This window comes from Huintestinicola sp. (genome assembly GCF_051882455.1).
Lineage (GTDB): Bacteria > Bacillota > Clostridia > Oscillospirales > Ruminococcaceae > Huintestinicola.
Map to the genome: position 1 here is coordinate 36,596 of NZ_JBJERV010000012.1, position 21,209 is coordinate 57,804.

25 protein-coding genes and 1 tRNA gene are annotated in these 21,209 nt (G+C 48.2%); 8 read left to right on the plus strand and 18 right to left on the minus strand.

Features of this window, described 5'->3' with window-relative positions:
• Positions 1–333 precede the first annotated feature (333 nt).
• Positions 334–741, plus strand: a complete 408-nt coding sequence (locus ACI4J0_RS01720) for a bis(5'-nucleosyl)-tetraphosphatase (RefSeq protein ID WP_432650943.1) — start codon at positions 334–336, stop codon at positions 739–741.
• Between the two features lie 64 nt (positions 742–805).
• Here the strand turns inward: ACI4J0_RS01720 and ACI4J0_RS01725 are convergent, their stop codons facing one another.
• A complete protein-coding gene (locus ACI4J0_RS01725; protein ID WP_439764089.1) occupies positions 806–2,032 on the minus strand; it encodes a homoserine dehydrogenase in 1,227 nt (408 codons plus the stop codon).
• A gap of 98 nt (positions 2,033–2,130) precedes the next feature.
• Positions 2,131–2,604, minus strand: a complete 474-nt coding sequence (locus ACI4J0_RS01730; protein WP_439764090.1) for an ACT domain-containing protein — start codon at positions 2,602–2,604, stop codon at positions 2,131–2,133.
• 302 nt (positions 2,605–2,906) lie between these two features.
• Here ACI4J0_RS01730 and ACI4J0_RS01735 point away from each other — a divergent pair, with 302 nt between their 5' ends.
• Genes ACI4J0_RS01735 through ACI4J0_RS01760 form a run of 6 tightly spaced genes read left to right on the plus strand, consistent with a single transcriptional unit; the run spans position 2,907 to position 6,478 of the window.
• The gene (locus ACI4J0_RS01735; protein WP_439764091.1) at positions 2,907–3,929 is read left to right on the plus strand and encodes an ATP-grasp domain-containing protein; all 1,023 of its coding nucleotides are present in this window, start codon (positions 2,907–2,909) and stop codon (positions 3,927–3,929) included.
• On the plus strand, positions 3,926–4,780 hold the full coding sequence (locus ACI4J0_RS01740; RefSeq protein ID WP_439764092.1) for a YkvA family protein: 855 nt from the start codon (positions 3,926–3,928) through the stop codon (positions 4,778–4,780). Before ACI4J0_RS01735 ends, ACI4J0_RS01740 begins: the two co-directional genes overlap by 4 nt.
• Positions 4,781–4,795: 15 nt before the next feature.
• Complete coding sequence (locus ACI4J0_RS01745) at positions 4,796–5,023, plus strand: hypothetical protein (RefSeq protein WP_439764093.1); 228 nt, start codon at positions 4,796–4,798, stop codon at positions 5,021–5,023.
• Between the two features lie 11 nt (positions 5,024–5,034).
• Positions 5,035–5,172 carry a hypothetical protein gene (locus ACI4J0_RS01750; protein ID WP_439764094.1) on the plus strand — a complete coding sequence of 46 codons (138 nt, stop codon included), beginning with the start codon at positions 5,035–5,037 and terminating at the stop codon, positions 5,170–5,172.
• Between the two features lie 4 nt (positions 5,173–5,176).
• Entirely contained in the window at positions 5,177–6,130 is a 954-nt protein-coding gene (locus tag ACI4J0_RS01755; RefSeq protein WP_439764095.1) for a PstS family phosphate ABC transporter substrate-binding protein, read from the plus strand.
• A gap of 21 nt (positions 6,131–6,151) precedes the next feature.
• Positions 6,152–6,478: a TfoX/Sxy family protein gene (locus ACI4J0_RS01760; RefSeq protein ID WP_439764096.1), complete on the plus strand. Its 327-nt coding sequence runs from the start codon at positions 6,152–6,154 to the stop codon at positions 6,476–6,478.
• A 283-nt stretch (positions 6,479–6,761) separates the two neighbouring features.
• Here ACI4J0_RS01760 and cysK read toward each other — a convergent pair whose 3' ends face one another.
• The 14 genes from cysK to ACI4J0_RS01830 all read right to left on the minus strand — a co-directional run bounded on the left by cysK (position 6,762) and on the right by ACI4J0_RS01830 (position 17,206).
• Positions 6,762–7,691 carry a cysteine synthase A gene (gene cysK / locus ACI4J0_RS01765; protein WP_439764097.1) on the minus strand — a complete coding sequence of 310 codons (930 nt, stop codon included), beginning with the start codon at positions 7,689–7,691 and terminating at the stop codon, positions 6,762–6,764.
• A 328-nt stretch (positions 7,692–8,019) separates the two neighbouring features.
• A complete protein-coding gene (locus ACI4J0_RS01770) occupies positions 8,020–8,649 on the minus strand; it encodes a class I SAM-dependent methyltransferase (protein ID WP_439764098.1) in 630 nt (209 codons plus the stop codon).
• Between the two features lie 156 nt (positions 8,650–8,805).
• Complete coding sequence (gene cdd, locus ACI4J0_RS01775; RefSeq protein WP_439764099.1) at positions 8,806–9,219, minus strand: cytidine deaminase; 414 nt, start codon at positions 9,217–9,219, stop codon at positions 8,806–8,808.
• 44 nt (positions 9,220–9,263) lie between these two features.
• The gene (locus tag ACI4J0_RS01780) at positions 9,264–9,710 is read right to left on the minus strand and encodes an 8-oxo-dGTP diphosphatase (RefSeq protein ID WP_439764100.1); all 447 of its coding nucleotides are present in this window, start codon (positions 9,708–9,710) and stop codon (positions 9,264–9,266) included.
• A gap of 103 nt (positions 9,711–9,813) precedes the next feature.
• On the minus strand, positions 9,814–10,227 hold the full coding sequence (atpC, locus tag ACI4J0_RS01785) for an ATP synthase F1 subunit epsilon (protein WP_439764101.1): 414 nt from the start codon (positions 10,225–10,227) through the stop codon (positions 9,814–9,816).
• 15 nt (positions 10,228–10,242) lie between these two features.
• Entirely contained in the window at positions 10,243–11,643 is a 1,401-nt protein-coding gene (atpD, locus tag ACI4J0_RS01790) for a F0F1 ATP synthase subunit beta (protein ID WP_439764102.1), read from the minus strand.
• A gap of 34 nt (positions 11,644–11,677) precedes the next feature.
• Positions 11,678–11,902 carry a hypothetical protein gene (locus ACI4J0_RS01795; protein ID WP_439764103.1) on the minus strand — a complete coding sequence of 75 codons (225 nt, stop codon included), beginning with the start codon at positions 11,900–11,902 and terminating at the stop codon, positions 11,678–11,680.
• A gap of 117 nt (positions 11,903–12,019) precedes the next feature.
• On the minus strand, positions 12,020–12,883 hold the full coding sequence (gene atpG / locus ACI4J0_RS01800; RefSeq protein ID WP_439764104.1) for an ATP synthase F1 subunit gamma: 864 nt from the start codon (positions 12,881–12,883) through the stop codon (positions 12,020–12,022).
• 35 nt (positions 12,884–12,918) lie between these two features.
• On the minus strand, positions 12,919–14,433 hold the full coding sequence (gene atpA, locus ACI4J0_RS01805) for a F0F1 ATP synthase subunit alpha (protein WP_439764105.1): 1,515 nt from the start codon (positions 14,431–14,433) through the stop codon (positions 12,919–12,921).
• 45 nt (positions 14,434–14,478) lie between these two features.
• Complete coding sequence (locus ACI4J0_RS01810; protein ID WP_439764106.1) at positions 14,479–15,024, minus strand: F0F1 ATP synthase subunit delta; 546 nt, start codon at positions 15,022–15,024, stop codon at positions 14,479–14,481.
• A 44-nt stretch (positions 15,025–15,068) separates the two neighbouring features.
• Positions 15,069–15,575 carry a F0F1 ATP synthase subunit B gene (gene atpF, locus ACI4J0_RS01815; protein ID WP_439764107.1) on the minus strand — a complete coding sequence of 169 codons (507 nt, stop codon included), beginning with the start codon at positions 15,573–15,575 and terminating at the stop codon, positions 15,069–15,071.
• A 36-nt stretch (positions 15,576–15,611) separates the two neighbouring features.
• Positions 15,612–15,896 carry an ATP synthase F0 subunit C gene (gene atpE, locus ACI4J0_RS01820; RefSeq protein ID WP_432651387.1) on the minus strand — a complete coding sequence of 95 codons (285 nt, stop codon included), beginning with the start codon at positions 15,894–15,896 and terminating at the stop codon, positions 15,612–15,614.
• A 98-nt stretch (positions 15,897–15,994) separates the two neighbouring features.
• Positions 15,995–16,813: a F0F1 ATP synthase subunit A gene (locus ACI4J0_RS01825; protein WP_439764108.1), complete on the minus strand. Its 819-nt coding sequence runs from the start codon at positions 16,811–16,813 to the stop codon at positions 15,995–15,997.
• A gap of 6 nt (positions 16,814–16,819) precedes the next feature.
• Positions 16,820–17,206, minus strand: coding sequence for an ATP synthase subunit I (locus ACI4J0_RS01830; protein ID WP_439764109.1), 387 nt, complete (start codon positions 17,204–17,206; stop codon positions 16,820–16,822).
• Between the two features lie 286 nt (positions 17,207–17,492).
• On the opposite strand from ACI4J0_RS01830, the gene ACI4J0_RS01835 reads away from it, so the two are divergent.
• A tRNA-Pro gene (locus ACI4J0_RS01835) sits at positions 17,493–17,569 on the plus strand.
• Between the two features lie 290 nt (positions 17,570–17,859).
• Here the strand turns inward: ACI4J0_RS01835 and ACI4J0_RS01840 are convergent.
• The gene (locus tag ACI4J0_RS01840; protein WP_439764110.1) at positions 17,860–18,789 is read right to left on the minus strand and encodes an exopolyphosphatase; all 930 of its coding nucleotides are present in this window, start codon (positions 18,787–18,789) and stop codon (positions 17,860–17,862) included.
• A gap of 678 nt (positions 18,790–19,467) precedes the next feature.
• Complete coding sequence (locus ACI4J0_RS01845) at positions 19,468–21,072, minus strand: CTP synthase (RefSeq protein ID WP_439764111.1); 1,605 nt, start codon at positions 21,070–21,072, stop codon at positions 19,468–19,470.
• Between the last annotated feature and the right edge of the window lie 137 nt (positions 21,073–21,209).

Genomic DNA, 21,209 nt, shown 5'->3' on the forward strand with positions numbered 1-21,209 from the left:
TTGATATTTTTATAGTATAATACTAATCTTTAACCAACCTATAGACAAATCCGACAGCTATAACGCAGCCACTCGTCGTCAAGCTCCCTTGCCGGGCGACAGCCCGCCTGCGGTCGCTTTCCTAGATTGGCAGCGTTCTATCTGCCGCCTTTGTCTACAGAACGATTAAAGATTAGTATAATATTTACAATTTAATTTCCTGTTTTTTATGCAAAAACAACCTCCAAACAAATTTTTTGTGTTTTTTTATAAAAACTAAAGACAAATCCATTTTTTTATGTTATAATTATACTAATCAAAGATTTTCTATCCGAAAGGGAGTGTGCAGAGTATATGACCTTTGAAAAATCCTGCGGAGCTATCGTTTACCGCAAGCACCACGGGAATACCGAAATACTGCTGATAAAGCATATCAACAGCGGTCACTGGTCCTTTCCCAAGGGGCATATGGAGCAGGGCGAAAGCGAGACCGAGACCGCTCTTCGGGAAATAAAGGAGGAAACGGGGCTGGACGTTCTTCTTGACCCCACGTTCCGTGAAAGCGTTACCTACTTTCCCCGCAAGGACACCCAGAAGGTGGTGGTCTATTTCATCGCCAAGGCAAAGACCTATGACTATACGCCCCAGGAGGACGAGATAGCCGAGATACGCTGGGTGGATATCGGTCATGCCGTGACCATGCTCACCTATGAAAACGACAAGACTATAGTTAATAAGGCAAGAACGGCGATCTGTTTGTAAAAAATGACACACCCCCGACCGGAATGTACGGGAGTGTGTCATTTTTTATTGAAATCAGTATAAATCACATATCAAGAACTCTTATCTTTCCGAGAACTGTGCCGCTCAGTGCTGCAAGCTTTTCGTCAATGTCCTTTTCCTTGAGAGCGGGAGTGATGAAAGCAAGCTCATTTTCGGGCTGACCCTCACGTGTGATGTACTCCACATCACCGAAGAGCTTTTCGATATCGGACTTTGCAGCGCCCTGCACGCGGACGTACATCGAAACGCTGTCCTCCTTGTGATCGGCAATGAAGCTGTTGTCGGTGCTGTCCTCCCACATCTGGGAAAGGATAGTGGTCTTATGCTTTGCACAGTCGATAACGTCGCCCAGAACTGCGCTGGCAGTGGGAAGCTTACCGGCTCCTCTGCCATAGAACATTACTTCGTCAAAGCCGTCGCCGAATACCATAATGCCGTTGAAAACATCGTCAATATGGGAAAGCTGACAGCCGCCGCATACAAATCTGGGAGCCACCATGGGGAGGATCTTTCCGTCCTCGGTGCGCTTTACCGAGCCGATGAGCTTAACTGCTCCGCCCCAGCTCTCCGCATATGCCACGTCCTCGAGAGTGAGCTTTGTGATACCTTCGCAGTGTACCCAGTCGGGGTAAACGTGCTTGCCGAAAATAAGGGAGGAGAGTATGCATATCTTGCGGCAGGCGTCGTCGCCCTCCACGTCTGCGGCGGGATTTTTCTCTGCATAGCCCAGCTCCTGAGCCATCTTAAGAGCGTCCTCGAAGGACATTTTCTCGGTTATCATCTTGGTGAGGATAAAGTTTGTGGTGCCGTTTAAAATACCTGCGCAGGCAGTTATGTCATTTGCGGCAAGGCAGCGGTGAATGGGTCTTATGATAGGGATAGCGCCGCCTGTGGAAGCCTCGAACATAAAGTTGCAGTTATGCTCCTTTGCAGCCTTGAGAAGCTCTGCGCCCTTTTTGGCAACAAGCTCCTTGTTTGATGTGCAGACGCTCTTACCCCTACCCAGGCAGGCAAGGACGAAATCATAGGCAGGGTGAACGCCGCCCATTACCTCTGCAACAACGGTAACATCGTCATCGTTTAAGATATCGTTTATATCCTTTGTAAATTTGTCGGAATAGGGGAGACCGGGAAAGTCTCTGATATCGAGAACGTAGCCCAGCTCAAGGTCAATGCCGCCTCTCTTGTTTATTTTGTCCTTGTTTTTAAGGAACAGCTCCACCGTTCCCGAGCCCACAACTCCGTGTCCCAGTACTGCTAATTTTGCCATAATGTTTATCTCCAATCTGTAATATATAAATATCTTTATTCGTAAAAACAAAGATGATAATAAGCTTTGCTGCCGCTCATTCCTCGGAAATGAGCCGCTCATTCTTCAGAAATGAGCCGCACTTCCACAACGCCATCCACGCCGCATACCTCTTTTCGCAGGGAAGCGCCGTCCATGGGTCTGCCCGAGAGCTTGACTGTTACCGTCACTGCCGCCGCGCCGTCAATGGGAACGCTCTGGTTCAGGGTCAGCACATTCGCATTGCATCTGTGCAGGCAGGCGAGCACCGAGGAAAGCACTCCCGGTGTATCTCTCAGCACCGCATAAAGGGAGACTGTCCGCCCCTTGAGCTTTTCCTCATAGGTGAAAACGCTGTCGCGGTATTTATAGAAAGCCGAGCGGGATATATCCGCCCGTTTGCAGGCGGAAGCGGAGCTTTTCTCGTCTCCGCAGGCAAGGAGTCTTTTTACCTCCATGACCTTTATGAAAACCTCGGGCAGGACATCGCAGCTCACAACTGCGTATCTGGTTTCCGAAGCATCGGTATCCGCTGTAATACTTGGTTCTGACATTTCTGAAGCTCACTTCCTTCGGAAAGCACAAAGCTTTTCTTCAAGTCCTTGTATGAAATACAAATGTATTCGACACAATTACAATTGTACCATCTTTTCCCGACTTTGTCAAGGGCTAATTTTGTTAAATGATACGGGTAATTTGGATAAATTTAAGGCGTTTTGCGGAGGATTTTTTTACCAAAGGAAGAATTTGCTTCAAATCGGGCAGCCCCATAAGAATTTTCCTGCCTTGACATAATATCCCCCTCGTGGTAAAATATTGACATAGCAATACAAATTCTGTCAAGGGAGACTTATAAATGAGGATATGGTTCAACCACTGGTTCAGCACCGCCTATCATATAATCAATTTAATGAAAGGCGAGGGAGACGTTATCATCGGCTCAAGCAGCAATCCCCACAGCGTGGTGGGGCTTGCCTGCGATGAATGGTACACCGAGCCCGAGCTGCCCGAGGAGGAATATGTATCCTTCTGTCTGGATCTCTGCCGCAGCCATAATGTGAACGTGTTCGTTCCCCGTCGGGGAATGGGAGTAATTGCGGAAAATGCGCCCTTATTTGATGATATCGGCGTAAAGCTCCTTATGGACACAGACCCTCATATGCTTGACACGCTCCGCAACAAGGAGCGGGCATATAAATGGTTTGAAGGCTTTGCTCCCGAATATGTTCCCCTGCGGTTTGAGGTAAAGAGCCTTGAGGATTTCCGTAACGCGTATAAGGCAATAACGGCGGAGTATGAACGTGCCTGCTTTAAATTTGCCGCCGATGAGGGAGCGGTGAGCTTTCGTGTTATCGACAATTTTATGAGGGACGCAGGCGGACTTTACAAGGCTCCCGGAATGAAGATAAGCTATGAAAATGCGGAAGCGATACTTTCGGGCTATGATTTCTCAAAGCCATTGCTGATGATGCCCTATCTTACGGGGGTGGAGGTCAGCGCAGACTGCTTTTACAGAGATGGCGGCAGCGTAATAATTCCCCGCTACAAGTCTCAGGGACGTATCTACACCGTAAAATACGAGGAGGAGATAGTGTCCTTCTGCGAGGAGTTCCTAAAGCGTTCGGGACTAAAAATGCCCTGCAATGTTCAGTTTAAATACCACGAGGGAAAGCCCTATCTGCTGGAGGTAAACACCCGAATGTCGGGAGGAGTCCAGCTTTCCTGCCTTGCGGCTGAGGTGAACATTCCCCGACTTGCCCTTGAAAGGCTTGCGGGAAATGAGCCTGAGATAAGCTTTGTCCGCAGGGAGCGCAGAGTAAGCTACATCGAAAGCCCCGTTATCGTGGGCGAAAGGGAATTTGCAGGTGTGACAATATGAAATATACCGCCGAAAATACCGATTTAAATTATTTTGAATTTACGGATACCGACATAAACTCCGTTCAGATAAACGGAAAAGACCTTGTTATCTGTATTTCGGACTGCATTGCCGAGCAGAACGCCCCGGGAAACGATACGGGCAAAAAGCGCTGTATCCCGAAGCTGCGGCTAACCCTTTCGGACTTCCGTATAAAAAGCGCCCTTCTTCACGGCATATCTGTGCTTAATATCAAGGACAACTCCGTCAGAAAAAACAAGGACAGGCAGCTATACAAAAGCGAGCTTTCTTCACTTGAGGAAAGGCTTTGCGGCGGCGGAGATATGGACATTTTCTCTCTTGATGTGCAGGAATGTGACGGAGGATACGAGCTTTGGGCGGAAATAAACATCGAGGACGACGAGCGTACATGGTATCACATTAAATTTGCCTGCTCTCATATGACCGCCGAGTGGGAGGAATTTGGTGAGGCAATAAACGACAAGCTTACCCTGAAACAGCGTGCTGCTATCCTCAAAGACTATATCCCCGCAGTTTTCCTGGCTCTGGGTCACAAGGACACGCCCCTTGCGGCAAAAATAGCGGCAGGCTTGGCTCTCGGCTATGCCCTGTCGCCAATTGACCTGATCCCCGATTTTATACCCGTTCTGGGATATCTTGATGATGTTCTTATCCTTTCGGGGCTTATCGCCATAGCCGTAAAGCTTATCCCGGGTGAGGTGCTGGCAGAGTGCGCAAAAAAAGCCGCCGAGGGAAGGGTGTCACCGAAAAAGCAGTGGTATTATTCTCTGCCCATAATAATCATATGGCTGATAATTATCGGGCTTATCGTTAAGGCTATAATAAAATGAAAGGGTGATCGGGAAATGGTACTTGGTATTATATTCGCCGCAGTAGTGAATATTGCGGTAATAGTATGGTTTTTCGACCGCCTCAAGGATTTTCGCAGTGCGTCAAAGGAGAATATGAAGGAATATGAAAAGCTTAAAACCGACCTTACCGTATCGGCTGTTGTAATGGGTATCGTTCTGCTTTTCACAGGAGTGCTCATATTCCTTGCGTGGCTGTTTTCCACAGCCATAACCCTGATGTAAGGAGGGGCGGTATGAGCGATAAAACCTTCAGACGGCTTCTTATTCTTACAGCGGCAATAGGCGGGGCTTCGCTTGTTGCCCTTGTGGTCTATACCGCCGTTTTGTATTCCGATGTATCTATCATCTCATTCATTGCAAACGGCAGGTGACAAAATGAAGCTTGTAAAACAAATTACTGTTCTTATCCTTACGGCAGCGGTGTTTATCACAGCGGACATTTTCGTGTGGAACTTCTGCACAAAACGGTGTCTGACCGATAATTCCCCGAGCAGACAGGTGCGCTCTATTGAACTTGACAAATATCTTCCATTTGATGAAAATTCGGAGATAGTTAAGCTAAGGGACAGCCTGCCCCTTGAGGGAGAGCTGCCGGTTATAGACGGAGCGGAGGGGCTTTATCCCGTATATTCCGCCTTTGTGAACGCAGTATATCCCGAAAGCTCGGTATGCTTTGACGGGGAGAGATTCACCTCCGAAAGCAAGCTTCAGATGAGAAATACTCTGAAAGCATACAAAGCGGTGGCGGACGGAAACGCCGATATCGCCATATGTGCCGCCCCCTCAAAGGAGCAGCTTGAATATGCGGAAAATGTGGGAGCGGAGCTTGAATTTGTTCCTATCGGTCACGACGCTTTTGTGTTCATCGTTAATTCCGAAAATCCCGTTGATTCTCTTACAAGCGAGGAAATACGGGGAATTTACACAGGCAAATACAAAAGCTGGTCGGAGCTTGGCGGAAAAAATGTTCCTATAGGTGCGCTTCAAAGGCTGAAGGGCAGCGGCAGCCAGACCGCCTTTCTCCGATTTATGAACGGGGAAACGCCCGTCAGCGACTATGACAGCTTTCTGGGCAGTTCTATCGGCTTTTCGTTTCGATATTATGTGGAGGGAATGAGGGAAAGCAGCGGAGTTAAAATGCTCGCCCTTGACGGCGTTTATCCCGACAAGGAGAGCATTTCCGAAGGAAAATATCCCCTTGCGGCGGATTTTTATGCAGTTTATGACAAGAGAAACGAAAACCCCAACGTTCCCGTTCTTATTGAATGGTTTCTCTCCGAAAACGGTCAGCGAATTATTGACGAGACGGGATATGTTCCTATGGCATAACAAAAAAGGAGATGTAAATTTATGGGTACAAGCAAATCATATCTTGAATATATCCTCGACAGCCTTTCGGGGCTTGAGGATATAACACACAAGTCCATGATGGGCGAATATATCGTCTATTACCGCGGAAAGATAGCCGCATACATATGCGATGACAGGCTTCTCGTAAAGCCCGTAAATGCCGCAAAAAAGCATCTGCCGAATGCGCCGATGGAGCCGCCCTATGAGGGCGCAAAGCCAATGCTGCTTGTGGAGGATACGGACAACAGAGAGCTGCTCATGCGGCTTTTTACCGAAATGTACGATGAACTGCCCGAGCCGAAGCCGAAAAAGCCGAAAAAGAAATGATTGTAACCGAACATATCGCAGGCGGTATTGTTTCCTGATTTATTATAAACCTGCAGTTAATTCGCTATAACAGCAAAAGAGACCGTACAAGGCGGTCTCTTTTGGATAAATATGAGATATACCGGCACAAGATCAATCTTGTGGATAAATAATGTCTTAATATGATACAAATATTATAGCATATAGTTATACGTTTGTCAATACTTCAACTATTGGAGGCACGCCGTCTATTTGGCTGCTTCTTTGTTTTTAGTATATCATATTCCATGGGATTTGTCAAGCCTTATTCCGAGAACATAGCGGTAGAAAGATACCTCTCGCCTGTGTCGGGGAGAAGAGCAACAATGGTCTTGCCCTTGTTTTCGGGGCGCTTAGCAAGCTGTATAGCCGCATAAAGAGCCGCACCCGAGGAAATGCCCACCAGAACGCCCTCAGTCTTGGCAATTCTCCTGCCTGTTTCAAAAGCGTCATCATTCTCAACAGGGAGTATCTCGTCATAAATTTTAGTGTCAAGAGTGTCGGGAACAAATCCTGCGCCGATACCCTGAATTTTGTGAGGACCTGCGGTGCCCTTGGAAAGAACAGGAGAGGAAGCAGGCTCAACGGCTACTACCTTCACATTGGGATTTTTGGATTTCAGATATTTTCCCGTACCCGAGATAGTACCGCCCGTACCAACGCCTGCAACGAAAATATCAACGGTTCCGTCGGTGTCGTCCCAGATCTCAACGCCTGTGGACTTTTCGTGAGCGGCAGGGTTAGCGGGATTTGAGAACTGCGAGGGGATAAAGCTGTCGGGAATTTCCTTGGCAAGCTCCTCAGCCTTTGCAATAGCGCCCTTCATACCCTTTGCGCCCTCGGTGAGAACAAGCTCAGCGCCGTATGCCTTCATAAGCTTTCTGCGCTCCACGCTCATGGTCTCGGGCATTGCGATAATGAGCTTGTAGCCCTTAGCCGCAGCAGCCGAAGCAAGACCGATGCCCGTGTTGCCGCTTGTAGGCTCGATAATAGTGCTGCCGGGCTTTAAAACGCCCTTAGCCTCGGCATCTTCCAGCATAGCCTTTGCAATTCTGTCCTTAACGCTGCCTGCGGGATTGAAATACTCGAGCTTTGCGTAAATTTTCGCCTCAAGCTTTTCCTCCTTCTCGATATTCTCAAGCTCCAGCAGGGGGGTGTGACCGATAAGGTCGGTGATCTTCTTATAAACCTTCATATGTATCCGCCTTTCTGATGTTTTGAATGTTAAATATAGATATTTCCTATCTGTTTAATATGAATTATATCACAACGTTTCTGATTTGTCAAGTGTTTACTGAAATTTTTTTCGGGAGAGGCTAAAAAAATTTCAGCGTATGTACCGTTACCGAGCCGACAGTATGTCGTCCATACAAATAATAGAACGATTGGCTGCAGGCTCAGCCTGCCGTTACCGAGCCCACAGTCTGCCGCCACTTGAATTTTGAGTAGGGCACATAAGCGTTTTCGCAGGCTTTTTTCGCGATTTCCATAAGCTCGTTGTAGGTCATATCAAAAAATATTGTTTAGAGTGTAAATTCACTTTCAAAATCAGCCTTTACTAACTTTTTCCCATTTGGTAACGGATATTCATCGGCGGATAAATACCGATAACCGATACAGTCCATATGATTTTTCAATTCCGTAAGTTCAATTTGGTGGTGTATACTGTTCAAACCATCAAACGAGTGAAGATACGGAGACTCGGAAACAAATTCCTCACCTGTATTTATTTGAATACCACAGGAAATATATTTAGGTTTTACCTGCTTTATAACACTCTGAAAGCACTCATATCCGATATATTCGATAAGCAGATTTGCGACAACAAAATCAGCGTTTGGCAGTGCGGAGCTCTCAGCACTCAAGTCAATGCAAAGGCATTTTAGTATATTACCCAAATTACTGTATCTTTTTTCGACTTCCTGCAAATATTCCTGATTTATATCAACACCATACACAGCCGAATATTTGTCGGTATCAATATGTTCAAGCCCATTTCCGCCCGCAACGCCCAAAACCATAACACTGGTGGCAGGGTATGAATTTAACTGCACCTTCATCATATCATTAAGCACTTGCAGCTGCATTACAGTATCCGAGCTCATATGATTTTCATAATCGGAAAGATAAATTGAGTTCCAAGGGTTATTCATTTGATCTCCTCTAAATTCCATAATAAATTTTTTTGCGAGCCGATACAAATTCTGTTGGCGCGGAGACAAAGCCGACATTCCGCAAAAACTCACATCGGACCTCGCCGCGGGGCGACCCCCGCCGGCGCGGAGACAAAGCGGCAGTTCCGCACAAACTCACAGCTCGACCTCGCCGCGGGGCGACCCCCGCAGCTTAAATCCGTGGGGCATAAGCTCCTCAAGGGTGAAAATTTCAAGGCTTCCATTGTCATTTCTCAGAATAACTCTGAAACCCTCTTCCGCAAATTCGCTTAAAAACTGCCTGCAAATGCCGCAGGGAAAGGTAAGTCCGCCCCCCGCATTTGCAATTGCAATAGCGGAAAAACGTACCGCATCCTCGGAGACCGCCTTGACAGCAGCAGTCCTCTCGGCGCATATCCCCGCCCCGTAGGAGGAGTTTTCCACATTGCACCCCGTAAATACCCGTCCGTCCGAGGAAAGGAGCGCCGCCCCAACCTTGAATTTTGAGTAGGGCGCATAAGCGTTTTCGCAGGCTTTTTCAGCCATTTTCATAAGTTCATTGTCGGTCATATCAATATTCCTTTCTGTAAATATTCAGATAAAATGGAAATTGATTATTTCTTTACAATTCTCCATTCTTCTCCATCGACTACATATTGAAACTCAGACAAATTTTTATCAAGCATAACACTTAGCAGATCATAAAAATCATTCACAAGATCTATTGTTGGCAATTCTGATTTTTTTACCCAATACATTTTTCCTTCTTCAGAACTTCTCAACTCGCCTTCAAATTGGTTTGTTTCAAATAGAAACACAATATATCTGCCGTTTTCGATCGGAAATTGTTTTACGCCGCATAAGTGAGGGTTAAAAATTGTAAGACCTGTTTCTTCTTTCATCTCCCTGACAACAGCATCAACAATAGATTCTCCCGGTTCAATATGTCCTCCCGGAAGTGTATACCCTTTCCAATCATTTTTTATTCTGTTCTGTAATAAATATTCTTCATCTTTATGTATCAAGCATAAGACAGTAAGCTCAACATTTTCTGTTCGCATTGCTTCTCTCCGTTTCCTTATCACAAAATTTCCCGAAAAATAAAATATACACAAAAGCTGCCCCCGACGAAAGCATCGCCAAGAGCAGCTTTAACTTTTAAAGTTACTTCAACAAAGTATTGTGAACATTGATTCTGTTAAGCGCCCTCTTGAGTTTAAGCTCAGCGAGATCAAGATCTCTCTCGCTGTTTTTGGCAGCGATACGCTGCTTAGCGTTTTCCTCGGAGCGTTTAGCCCATTCAATGTCTATCTCGTCCGCCCATTCAACAGCGTCCGCAAAGATGTTCACCTTGTTTCCGCCCACCTTGATAAGCCCCGCCGAGACCGCAGCAAGACGGTATTCGCCGCTCGCCTGCATTACCTTCAAAGGACCCGAGGGCAGACTTGCCACAAGGCTTGTGTGATTTGCCAGAATACCGATATCGCCCTCGGTAGTGCGGACGATTATCTGAGTGGTCTCCCCGTCAAAGAAGGTCTTTTCGGGGGTTATGACCGTAAGCTGAAAGGGTGCAGCCATAGTTACTCAGCCTCCTCAGTTGCCCGACTGTTTAGCTTTTTCCACAGCCTCGTCGATAGTGCCCACGAACAGGAAAGCGGACTCGGGAAGATCGTCGTGCATACCCTCGATTATCTCCTTAAAGCCTCTGATGGTCTCCTTGATAGGCACATATCTTCCCTCAAAGCCCGTAAACTGCTCAGCAACGCTGAAGGGCTGAGAAAGGAAACGCTGAATTTTTCTCGCTCTGGAAACGGTCAGCTTGTCCTCGTCGGAAAGCTCGTCCATACCCATGATAGCGATGATATCCTGGAGCTCGGTGTATCTCTGGAGAATGTTCTGCACCGCTCTTGCAACCTCGTAGTGCTCACGTCCCACGATCTCGGGAGTAAGTATTCTCGAAGTGGAGTCAAGAGGGTCCACCGCAGGATAAATACCCAGCGAGGAAATGGAACGGGAAAGAGTGGTGGTAGCGTCCAGATGGGCGAATGTAGTAGCGGGAGCAGGGTCAGTCAGGTCGTCCGCAGGCACATATACCGCCTGAACGGAGGTGATGGAACCCTTGTTTGTAGATGTGATACGCTCCTGGAGAGCGCCCATCTCCGTAGCCAGAGTAGGCTGATATCCAACGGCTGAGGGCATACGGCCCAGCAGAGCGGAAACCTCAGAACCTGCCTGAGTGAAACGGAAGATGTTGTCGATAAAGAGAAGAACGTCCTGACCCTCAACATCACGGAAATACTCCGCCATAGTCAGACCGGAAAGACCGACTCTCATTCTTGCTCCGGGAGGCTCATTCATCTGACCGTAAACGAGAACGGTCTTGTCAAGAACACCCGACTCCTTCATTTCGTTGTAAAGGTCATTTCCCTCACGGGTGCGCTCGCCAACGCCTGTGAAAACGGAGATACCGTTGTGCTGATTGGCAATGTTGTTGATAAGCTCCTGGATAAGAACAGTTTTTCCAACGCCTGCGCCGCCGAAAAGACCAATTTTACCGCCCTTGAGGTAGGGGCAGATAAGGTCGATTACCTTGATACCTGTTTCAAGTATCTCATTAGAAGCGGTCTGCTCCTCGTAGGAGGGAGGCTCGCGGTGGATAGCCCATCTTTCTTCGGCCTCGGGAGCGGGCTTGTTGTCAACGGGCTCACCGAGAAGGTTGAAGATACGGCCGAGAGTTTCCTTTCCGACAGGAACGGTAATGGGTGAACCTGTGTCAACAGCGTCCGTGCCTCTTACCAGACCGTCTGTAGACGACATAGCGATACATCTTACTACATCGTCGCCGATGTGCTGAGCGACCTCGCACACCAGCTTTTTGCCGTTAAGCTCGATTTCTATAGCATTGAGAAGATTCGGAAGGGAGTCCTTTGCGAAGCGGATATCAACGACCGCTCCGATTATCTGGACCACCTTTCCGACATTGTTCTGCGGCATTAAGTGATCACCTCGTTATTGTTACTTTGTTAACCTAAAGGTAAAAGTTTCGCTCAAGCCTTTTCAAAGGCTTGCGGGGGTCGAGGGGGCAGAGCCCCTCGTCGCCCTCCGCAGAGGGCGAAATCTCCTTATCCTTGGAAGAGCTCCGCAAAGGGGTGAATTGAAAACAGTCCAGTGGACTGTTTTCAAGAGGGGAACGCCCTGCGATAGAGGGCGTTCCCCTCTCCCCGGGATTGTTAAGGGTCGCAACCCTTAACACAATGCGCCTGTGGCGCATTGCATAGCGCAGCATTTCTTTGGAAAAAAATTTATACAAGCAGTATAATAAACATTAAGTGTAATACTCAAAGTAAAATTATACAAATAGTAATTGCCATTATTCGGCGCTGTTTGCGCCGCCGACAATTTCGGTAATTTCCTGAGTAATGGAAGCCTGTCTTGCGCGGTTATACATAAGGGAGAGACTGCTTATCATTTCGGAAGCGTTGTCCGAAGCGTTTTCCATAGCATTGCGTCTTGAAGCCTGCTCGGAAGCGAAGCTGTCCACGCAGGAGCCGAAAATCATACCCGTGATATATCTGGGAACGATGTGGTTAAAGACCGCACCTGCGGAAGGCTCGTAAATGGGGAGAGCCTTGGATTTTTTCAGCTCGGTCTTGAACTCCACAGGCAGCAGCTGCTTTGAAACGGCAGTCTGTGTAATGGGAGAAACAAATTCTGTGTAGAAGAGCTCCTCTCTCTCGTAAACGCCCTTGATGTAAGGCTCCACAATGGATTCTGCGATCTCCTCGGCCTCAACTATCTTGATGCTCTCGCAGATGTTCTGATACTGAGCCATAAGATTGTAGCCGCGTTTCTCGTAAAATTCCACCGCTTTTTTGCCGATGGGAAGAATATCCACCTTGTCCCTGCCGCCAAGCTCGTCGATCCTTGCCTGAGCAAGCTTGAAAACGTTGTTGTTGAAGCCGCCTGCAAGACCTCTGTCGCCTGCGATCACAACAAGGAGGGACTTGCCCTCCCCCGACTTACGTGTAAAGGGGGAGAGAAATCTGGGATTTTCCGCCTGTATTTCGCACATAGTGTCATAAAGAGCGTTGAAATAGGGGCGAGCCCTGTCAGCCTTTTCCTTAGCCTTTCTGAGCTTGGAAGATGCAACCAGCTCCATTGCCTTGGTTATCTGCATAGTGGACTCGACGCTTTTGATGCGCCGCTTGATGACCTTCATATTGCCTGAAGCCAATTTAATGCTCCTCCTTTAGCAGTGAGATAGGGGTATCAGAGAGCTGCGGTGAATTTCTTCACAAACTCCTCGAGAGCGGACTTCAGAGCCTCTTCGTTTTCCTTGGTAAGCTCCTTGGTCTCCTTGATGGAGTCGATTATCTCGGGGTGACCGTTGTCGATGTAGTCGAAAAGCTCAGCTTCAAACTCGCCTATCTTGTCAACGGGAACGTCCCTCAGATAATTATGTGTAACAGCATAAATGATAACGACCTGATTTTCCACCGCAATGGGAGAATTTCTGTCCTGCTTGAGAACTTCAACCACACGTTCGCCCAGCGCAAGTCTTTCCTTGGTGTCCTTGTCCAGGTCTGAGCCGAACTGAGAGAAGGACTGTAACTCTCTGTACTGTGAATAGGTGAGCTTGAGAGAGCCCGAAACCTTCTTCATAGCCTTTATCTGAGCAGCGCCTCCAACTCGTGAAACGGAGATACCGGGGTTAACGGCAGGTCTTACGCCCGAGTTGAAGAGGTCAGTCTCAAGGAATATCTGACCGTCAGTAATGGAGATAACGTTTGTGGGAATGTAAGCGGAAACGTCGCCCGCCTGAGTCTCGATAATGGGGAGAGCGGTGATAGAGCCTCCGCCGTAATCCTCGTTCAGGCTGCACGCACGCTCGAGCAGACGTGAATGGAGATAGAAAACATCTCCGGGATAAGCCTCACGTCCGGGGGGTCTTTTAAGCAGCAGAGAAAGTGTACGGTAAGCCACAGCGTGCTTAGAAAGATCGTCGTAAACGCAGAGAACGTCCTTGCCCTGCTTGAGGAAATACTCGCCCATAGCAACGCCCGTGTAGGGAGCGATATACTGCAGGGGAGCAAGCTCGGAAGCGGTAGCCGAAACTACAATGGTGTAGTCCATAGCACCCGCCTTCGCGAGAGTTTCAACCACATTGGCAACGGTAGAGCGCTTCTGACCGATAGCCACATAGATACAAATAACGCCCTTGTCCCTCTGGTTGATGATGGTGTCGAGAGCGATAGCGGTCTTACCTGTCTGTCTGTCGCCGATGATAAGCTCACGCTGACCTCTTCCGATGGGTATCATAGAGTCGATAGCCTTGATACCTGTCTGGAGAGGACGGCTAACAGATTTTCTTGTGATAATGCCGTAAGCGGGCTGCTCAATGGGCAGCCTCTCCGCAGCAGTAATAGGACCCTTTCCGTCAATAGGCTGACCGAGAGCGTTAACGACTCTGCCCATAAGCTCCTCGCCCACGGGAACAGAAACGACGCTTCCCGTCCTCTTAACGGTGTCGCCCTCTTTTATCTCAGAGTCGGAACCCAGCATAACAGCAGCAACGAAATCCTGCTCAAGGTTCATGGCCATAGCATAAATGCCGCCCTCGAACTCAAGCAGCTCGCCCGACATACAGTTATCGAGACCGTGGATACGGGCAATACCGTCTCCCACAGTAACGACTGTGCCTGTGTCGGAAAGCTCTATCTTGGAGCTGAAATTCCTTATCTGATTTTTAATTATTCCGGTAATTTCGTCCGGACGCAGATCCATCTGATTCACCCTTTCGTAACATTGATGAATGTGGGTATCCCGTTGTTAAACGGAAACCATATCTCTTATCTGTTTGTGCATATTTTCAAGTCTGGTTTTAACAGAACCGTCCATCATGGAGCCGCCCGAGGAAACTATCATGCCGCCCATAATTGAGGGGTCGACCTTTTCCCTGAGGATAACGGTCTTGCCGTATTTCTTCTCAAGCTTTGCCTTCAGCCTGTCTCTTGCGTCGTCCTTCAGTGGAACGGCAGTGGTGACTGTAGCCTCGGCAATGCCCGCTTCTTCATAATATCCGTTTCTGAACTCCTCCGCAATTCCCGGAAGATATCTGCACCTGTTTTTCTCGGACAAAACGCAGAGAAAGTTAAGGGCAGTATCGGAAATTTTCCCTTCAAAGACCGTCTTGATGAGAGAAAGCTTTTCCTCGTCGGTGACGGTGGGGGCGCAGAGGACCTCGGTAAGCTCGGGGTTTGCGGAGAAAATGCCGCAAAGAGCGTCCAGCTCTTCGTCCAGCTCCTTCATAGAGCCGTCCTCGGCAGCGATCTCAAGCAAAGCCCTTGAGTAAACATTTTCAACTGAGCCTGCCATAAAAATGACCCTTCCTTTCCGTAAGCGCAGTAAGCACCGTCAGATCAGTCTTCTCCGATGCCGCCGATAAACTCGTCAATAAGACGTTCCTGCTCCTCGTCGGAAGCAACCTCTTTTCCGATGACCTTGCCCGCAATGTTAACGGCAATATCGGAAATTTCGTCCTTGATCTGATTAACGGCACGCTTGCGTTCTCTCTCGATGTCGGCATTAGCCTTGGAAACGATACCCTGAGCCTCGTCCTTTGCCTGAGCGATTATCTCGTCGGAGCGAAGCTGAGCCTTTTTGGAAGCAGCCTTAACTATCTCGGCGGACTCCTCCTTGGCAGCGGAAAGCTTCTCGGCGTATTCGTTTTCCATATTCTTAGCCTTTTCGAGAGCGGCATCAGCGTCCTCATAGGTCTTTGACACCTGAGCCTTGCGCTCCTCGATTATCTTGTTAACGGGAGCGAAAAGGAATTTCTTGAATAACAAAAACAGGATAAGGGTATTGAGCAGCACACCGATAATGGTGGAAGGCTCAATGCTGAAAAATTCAAAATTAAGCTGCATTTAACTGACCTCCGTCCTGTATCCGTAATTCCCTTATCAGCCCTCAAGGTGCTTGAGGAAGGGATTAACGAACAGCAGAATGATACCAACGAGGAGACCGTAGATACCGGTGGACTCTGCAACGGCGCAGCCGATAAACATTGTGGTGGTGGCAGAGGACTTAGCCTCGGGCTGTCTGCCGATGGTCTCGATAGCCTTGCCGACAGCGTAGCCTTCACCGATACCGGGACCGATACCTGCGATAAGAGCAAGACCTGCGCCTATGCCCTGACCCATAAGTACGAGAGCCTTTGCCAGAAGCAATGCCTGAGCGTCTGTCATATTCATAAAAAATACCTCCGATTTAAAATTTACTTGATTAGAAAAAATCTGTCGCTAATATACAGCCTGTATAATTCTGAAAGATATTACAGAATGTCCTATTCTTCCTTGCCTGCAGCGTCTCCCACATACGCCATAGTAAGCATAATGAAAACGTATGACTGGATAACGCCCGAGAAGAAGTCGAAATAGAGCGACAGCACAGCGGGGATACCCACCTGGAAAATGTGGAAGTAATTGAGCGCGCTGAAATTCAGAGCCAGCGCATTATAGACCACATTGCTGAGCACAGTAAGGAAAGCGTATACGATGGAGCTGATTATCATACCGCTGGAAATATTACCGAACATACGCAGAGCCATAGCCACAGGAGTGGCGACCTCACTGAGAATGTTGATGGGCGTGATAACAGCTACAGGCTCCGTAAAGCCCTTGAGATATCCTCCGAAGCCGTTGGATTTGATCTTGTAGAACGTAATGAGGATAAACGTGAGCGCAGCCCAGGTACCGGTGCAGTTGATATCTACCGTCATACTTCTGAAGCCGAAAATGCTGATGAGCGAGCCTGTAAGCGCGAAGGTGAATATGGTAGCGATGTAAGGTGCGAGGTGCATCATTTTTGAGCCCATATTTTCCTTGACCAGGTTGTTGAAGAAGGTGACGAACCATTCCGCAAGGACCTGTTTTTTGGAAGTGGGAACGACTTTCAGATCGCTTGTCAGCCATTTGATGAGGATAAACAGGAGAATGATCAGAAGCCAGCCTGTAACGACGGTCTCGGAGATGGAGAAAAGCTCGTCCGAACCGTTCATGACCGTGATCATTTTTCTCGGACCGAGAACGTCAACGTGAAGCTCGGTGTCGAAAAATCCTGCCGCAGCAGCCGATAAAGCGGACGCTGCCTGAGCGGTTTCCATATTGCTTTACCCTCCTTTCCTTGAATTTTTGTCCCGATGGATAATTGCGCTGCCTGAGTAGAACAGCTTAGGGTACAGCAGGGGGATAAAAACGCATACGGGGTTAAAGTATGCGCAGTTAAAGCCCAGAACAAGAGCCGCACCCATGACCGCAAGGCGGATAAGATAGAAGCTGAACATGTATCTTTTAGCCGCCTTGGCGGAACCTCTCTCCACGGCTCTCTCCGCCGAGAGCCCCAGGATAATGAAGTTAGCAAGGGAAGCGGCAGTGCCCAGCAGAAGACCTGCGGGGATCTGAATGTTCAGCCCGTAAAAGGGCAGCGCTGCGATAAATATGAGTAAATCGGCAAGCAGTATCTTAGGGAGCAGAAACTCAAGCTGCTCATTTATCATTTTACTGAAAATCCTTATCTTCATAAGATTTGCCGTAAGCTCCTTTTTTATACCGAAAGCCGTTAATTTACAGATAAATATGCATAATAGTATTATACCAAATTCGGATAGAAAAAGCAATAAATTTCCGTAACTTTTGTTAAATCATACTAAAAGATTAGGCAAAATTACAACATCTCCCATAAAACGCCTTGTGCAAAACGGAAAAACTGCCGAAAAAAACAAATTCCCCGATTTTCCTCTTGACACAGAGCGGTATATGTGGTATCATATATAGGCAAATTATCGGGGCGTAACTCAGTTTGGTAGAGTGCTTGCTTTGGGAGCAAGATGCCGCAGGTTCAAGTCCTGTCGCCCCGACCAAGCAGGCAGGCAGGCTGAGCCTGCGTGCGCTCGTTCTATAGTTTCTTTGGGCGTCATATCGTCGGCTCGGTAACGGCAGAAATATGTGACTTTTTTAAAAGCTTATATGGGACGGTTTTCCTGTCCCATATTTCTTTTTTTATATTATAGCACAAATGTTTGCAAATGTCAATATACAAATCGCACAAATTTTCCGAATAGCTCTTGCCGAGGGTCGGAAGCAGCCCACAATTGCCGCAGACGTAATAGCCATAAAAAAGCCCCTCTGAAAACTCAAAGGGGCAAAAGCATTATGTATTGTAATACTTGTCGTAATTAACAAGCTCGTCTAAAAGCTTGGGTATCTTCTCGTCCATTTCCTCATCGGAGAACTGGCAGGTGCCCACCGCCTTGTGACCGCCGCCGCCGTACTTGAGCATAAGGCTGCCCACGTTAACATTGGAGGTGCGGTTCAATACAGAATATCCGCAGGCGCAGGAGCAGCCCTTGCCGCCCTTTCCGCTGACTATCCATGCAGAGATGTTCTGCTCGGGGTAAAGGCTGTAGATAAGGAAGCGGTTGCCGCTGTAAATGGGGTCAACGCCTCTCAGGTCGGAGATGATAACGTCCTTTTCAACTCTCGTGTGAGCCTTGACCATTTCAATGAACTTGTCGTTCTGCTCGAAGTAAACCTCAATTCTCTCCTTCACATCGGGAAGAGCGAGAATTTCATCCGTGTTCATCGTGCGGCAGCAGTCAATGAGCTTTTCCATAAGCTGATAGTTTGAGATGGTGAAATTTCTCCATCTTCCCAGACCCGTTCTGGGGTCCATCAGAAAGCCGATAAGTATCCAGCCTGTGGGGTGAAGTATCTCCTCGCGGGTAAGATTGCCCGAATCCACCTTGTCAACGGCGATCATCATATCGTCATAATGGGAGAAGCGCTCCTTGCCGCCGTAGTAATCGTAAATTATCCTTGCGCAGGAGGGAGTTATGCGGCTTTCGCCCTTGTACTTTCCCTCGAGCTGATTTCTTTCGTGTTCGCTGGAGTGGTGGTCGAACCACAGACCGCAGCCCTCCACAAAGGGGACGTTTGCCAGGCAGTCATTCTCGGTTATCTCCACCAGACCGTCCTGGAGATCCTTTGGGTGAGCGAATTTCCATGAATCTATAATTCCTGCGTCCTTGAGCAGTGCTCCGCAGGCAAGACCGTCAAAATCCGAACGTGTAACAAGACGCATTATCAGCAGCTCCTTTTTCTATGATAAACTTACAATTATTATATCATATCACAAAAAAGTTTTCAATAGCAATTTCCTATTTTTACATTTTTACTATAAATTTTACACTTGTTTTGACAAATTGGTTAAAACACAAAAAATCCGCACAGCTCTTTGACGGAGGTGTGCGGATATATGCGGTAAAATTACAATGTAGGTGACGGGTCTCCCGTTTCCTGCAAGACTTGAATATTTCTATCGGTACCGAGCCGCCTGCCTGCCGCCCGGATAAACTATAGAACGATAGGCTTCAGGCTCAGCCTGCTCAGCTTATTGATAAAGTGGGGAAATGAAAAAAGTTGCACAAATAAACACCACACTAAAAGTTTCGCTCAAGCCTTTTCAAAGGCTTGCGGGGGTCAAGGGGGCTTGTCTTGTGAGCAAGACACATTGCCCCTTGTCGCCCTCCGCAGAGGGCGAAATCTCTTTTTATCCTTCCAGAACGGAGCAAGGGGTGAGAAATGCGACAGCATTTCGAGGGGAGGCGGACACGACCGCCTCCCCTTTTATAGCGCTCAAACATACTTACCCTCAAAAACGTTCCGGTGGAACGTTTTTGACAAAGCAATTTCTGTATGGGTTTGTGCATATTAAATAATTGTCGTTTCTTTTTCGACAGACTGTTCAGGCTCAGCCTGCTTATTTTCCCGCGGTCTCCAGCGAAGCCCTTATAAAATCCGCAAAAAGCTTGTGGGGCTTGTTGGGACGGGACTTGAACTCGGGGTGGAACTGAACGCCCACGAACCAGGGGTGGTCGGGGACCTCAACTATCTCCACAAGTCTCTCATCGGGAGAAATACCCGCAATTCTCAGACCCTTTTCGGTGAGCTGGGAGCGGAAAGCATTGTTAAATTCCCAGCGGTGGCGGTGGCGCTCGTAAATAAGCTCCTCGCCGTAAACTCTGCGGCAGGTGCCGCCCTCGGCAAGCTTGCAGGGGTACAGACCCAGTCTCATAGTGCCGCCCTTTTCGGTAACGGTCTTCTGGTCCTCCATAATGTCGATAACGGGATAAGGAGTCTCGCCGAACTCGGTGGAGTTTGCGCCCGAAAGACCCAGCACATTTCTTGCATATTCGATAACGGACATCTGCATACCGAGACAGATCCCGAACATGGGCTTCTTGTTCTCGCGCGCATAGCGGATAGCCTCTATCATGCCCTCAATACCTCTGTCGCCGAAGCCGCCGGGAACGATGATGCCGTCACATTCGGAAAGCATCTCCGAAGCATTGCTCTCGGTTATCTCCTCGGAATTTATCCAGCGGATATCCACCTCCGCGTCATTAACGATACCGCCGTGACGGAGCGCCTCCGCAACAGAAAGATATGCGTCATGGAGCATAACATACTTGCCCACAAGCCCGATGACCACCTTGCGGTGAGCGGCTTTGGTGCGGTCCACCATCTGAGTCCACTCGGTAAGGTCGGGAGTCCTGTTCTCAAGTCCCAGATGATAGCATACAGAGTCAGCCAGACCCTCATTTTCAAGCCACAGGGGAACTTCGTAAAGGGAGGGAGCGGTAAGGTTCTGGATAACGTCCTGGGGACGAACGTTGCAGAACATAGCCATTTTGCGGCGCATATCATCGGGAAGCTCCTTTTCGCTCCTGCACACAAGGATATTGGGCTGGATACCAACGGAAAGCAGCTCCTTTGTGGAGTGCTGAGTGGGCTTTGATTTAAGCTCCTCGGAGCCTGCGATGTAGGGAACGAGAGTCACATGGATATAGATGGCATTTTCCCTGCCCACCTCGGCGCCTACCTGCCTGATAGCCTCAAGGAAGGGGGTGGACTCGATATCGCCCACAGTGCCGCCTATCTCGGTGATAACGATGTCGGTGTTGGACTCCTTGCCTACACGGTAGACCTTGTCCTTTATCTCATTTGTGATGTGGGGAATAACCTGAACGGTGCCGCCCAGATAGTCGCCCCGTCTTTCCTTGTTGAGAACGGTCCAGTAAACCTTGCCGGTGGTGATATTGGAGTTGACGGTAAGATTTTCGTCAACAAATCTCTCGTAGTGACCCAGATCAAGGTCTGTCTCGGTGCCGTCATCTGTAACAAAGACCTCGCCGTGCTGATAGGGGGACATTGTACCGGGGTCAACGTTGATGTAGGGGTCAAATTTCTGAAGAGTTACCTTGTATCCCCGCTGCTTTAAAAGACGTCCCAGAGACGCTGCTGTGATACCTTTACCGAGACCCGAAACCACGCCGCCTGTGACGAAGATGTATTTTGTAGGCATTTTTTTGCTCTCCTCCCATAAATTTTATAGTCAAATAAACATATCGTTTTTAATTATACCATTTATCTTTGGAAAAAGCAAGACGTTTTGATTAACTTTGTTCATCTTTTTGAGAAACGCCGTCTTTTTGGGGAGAA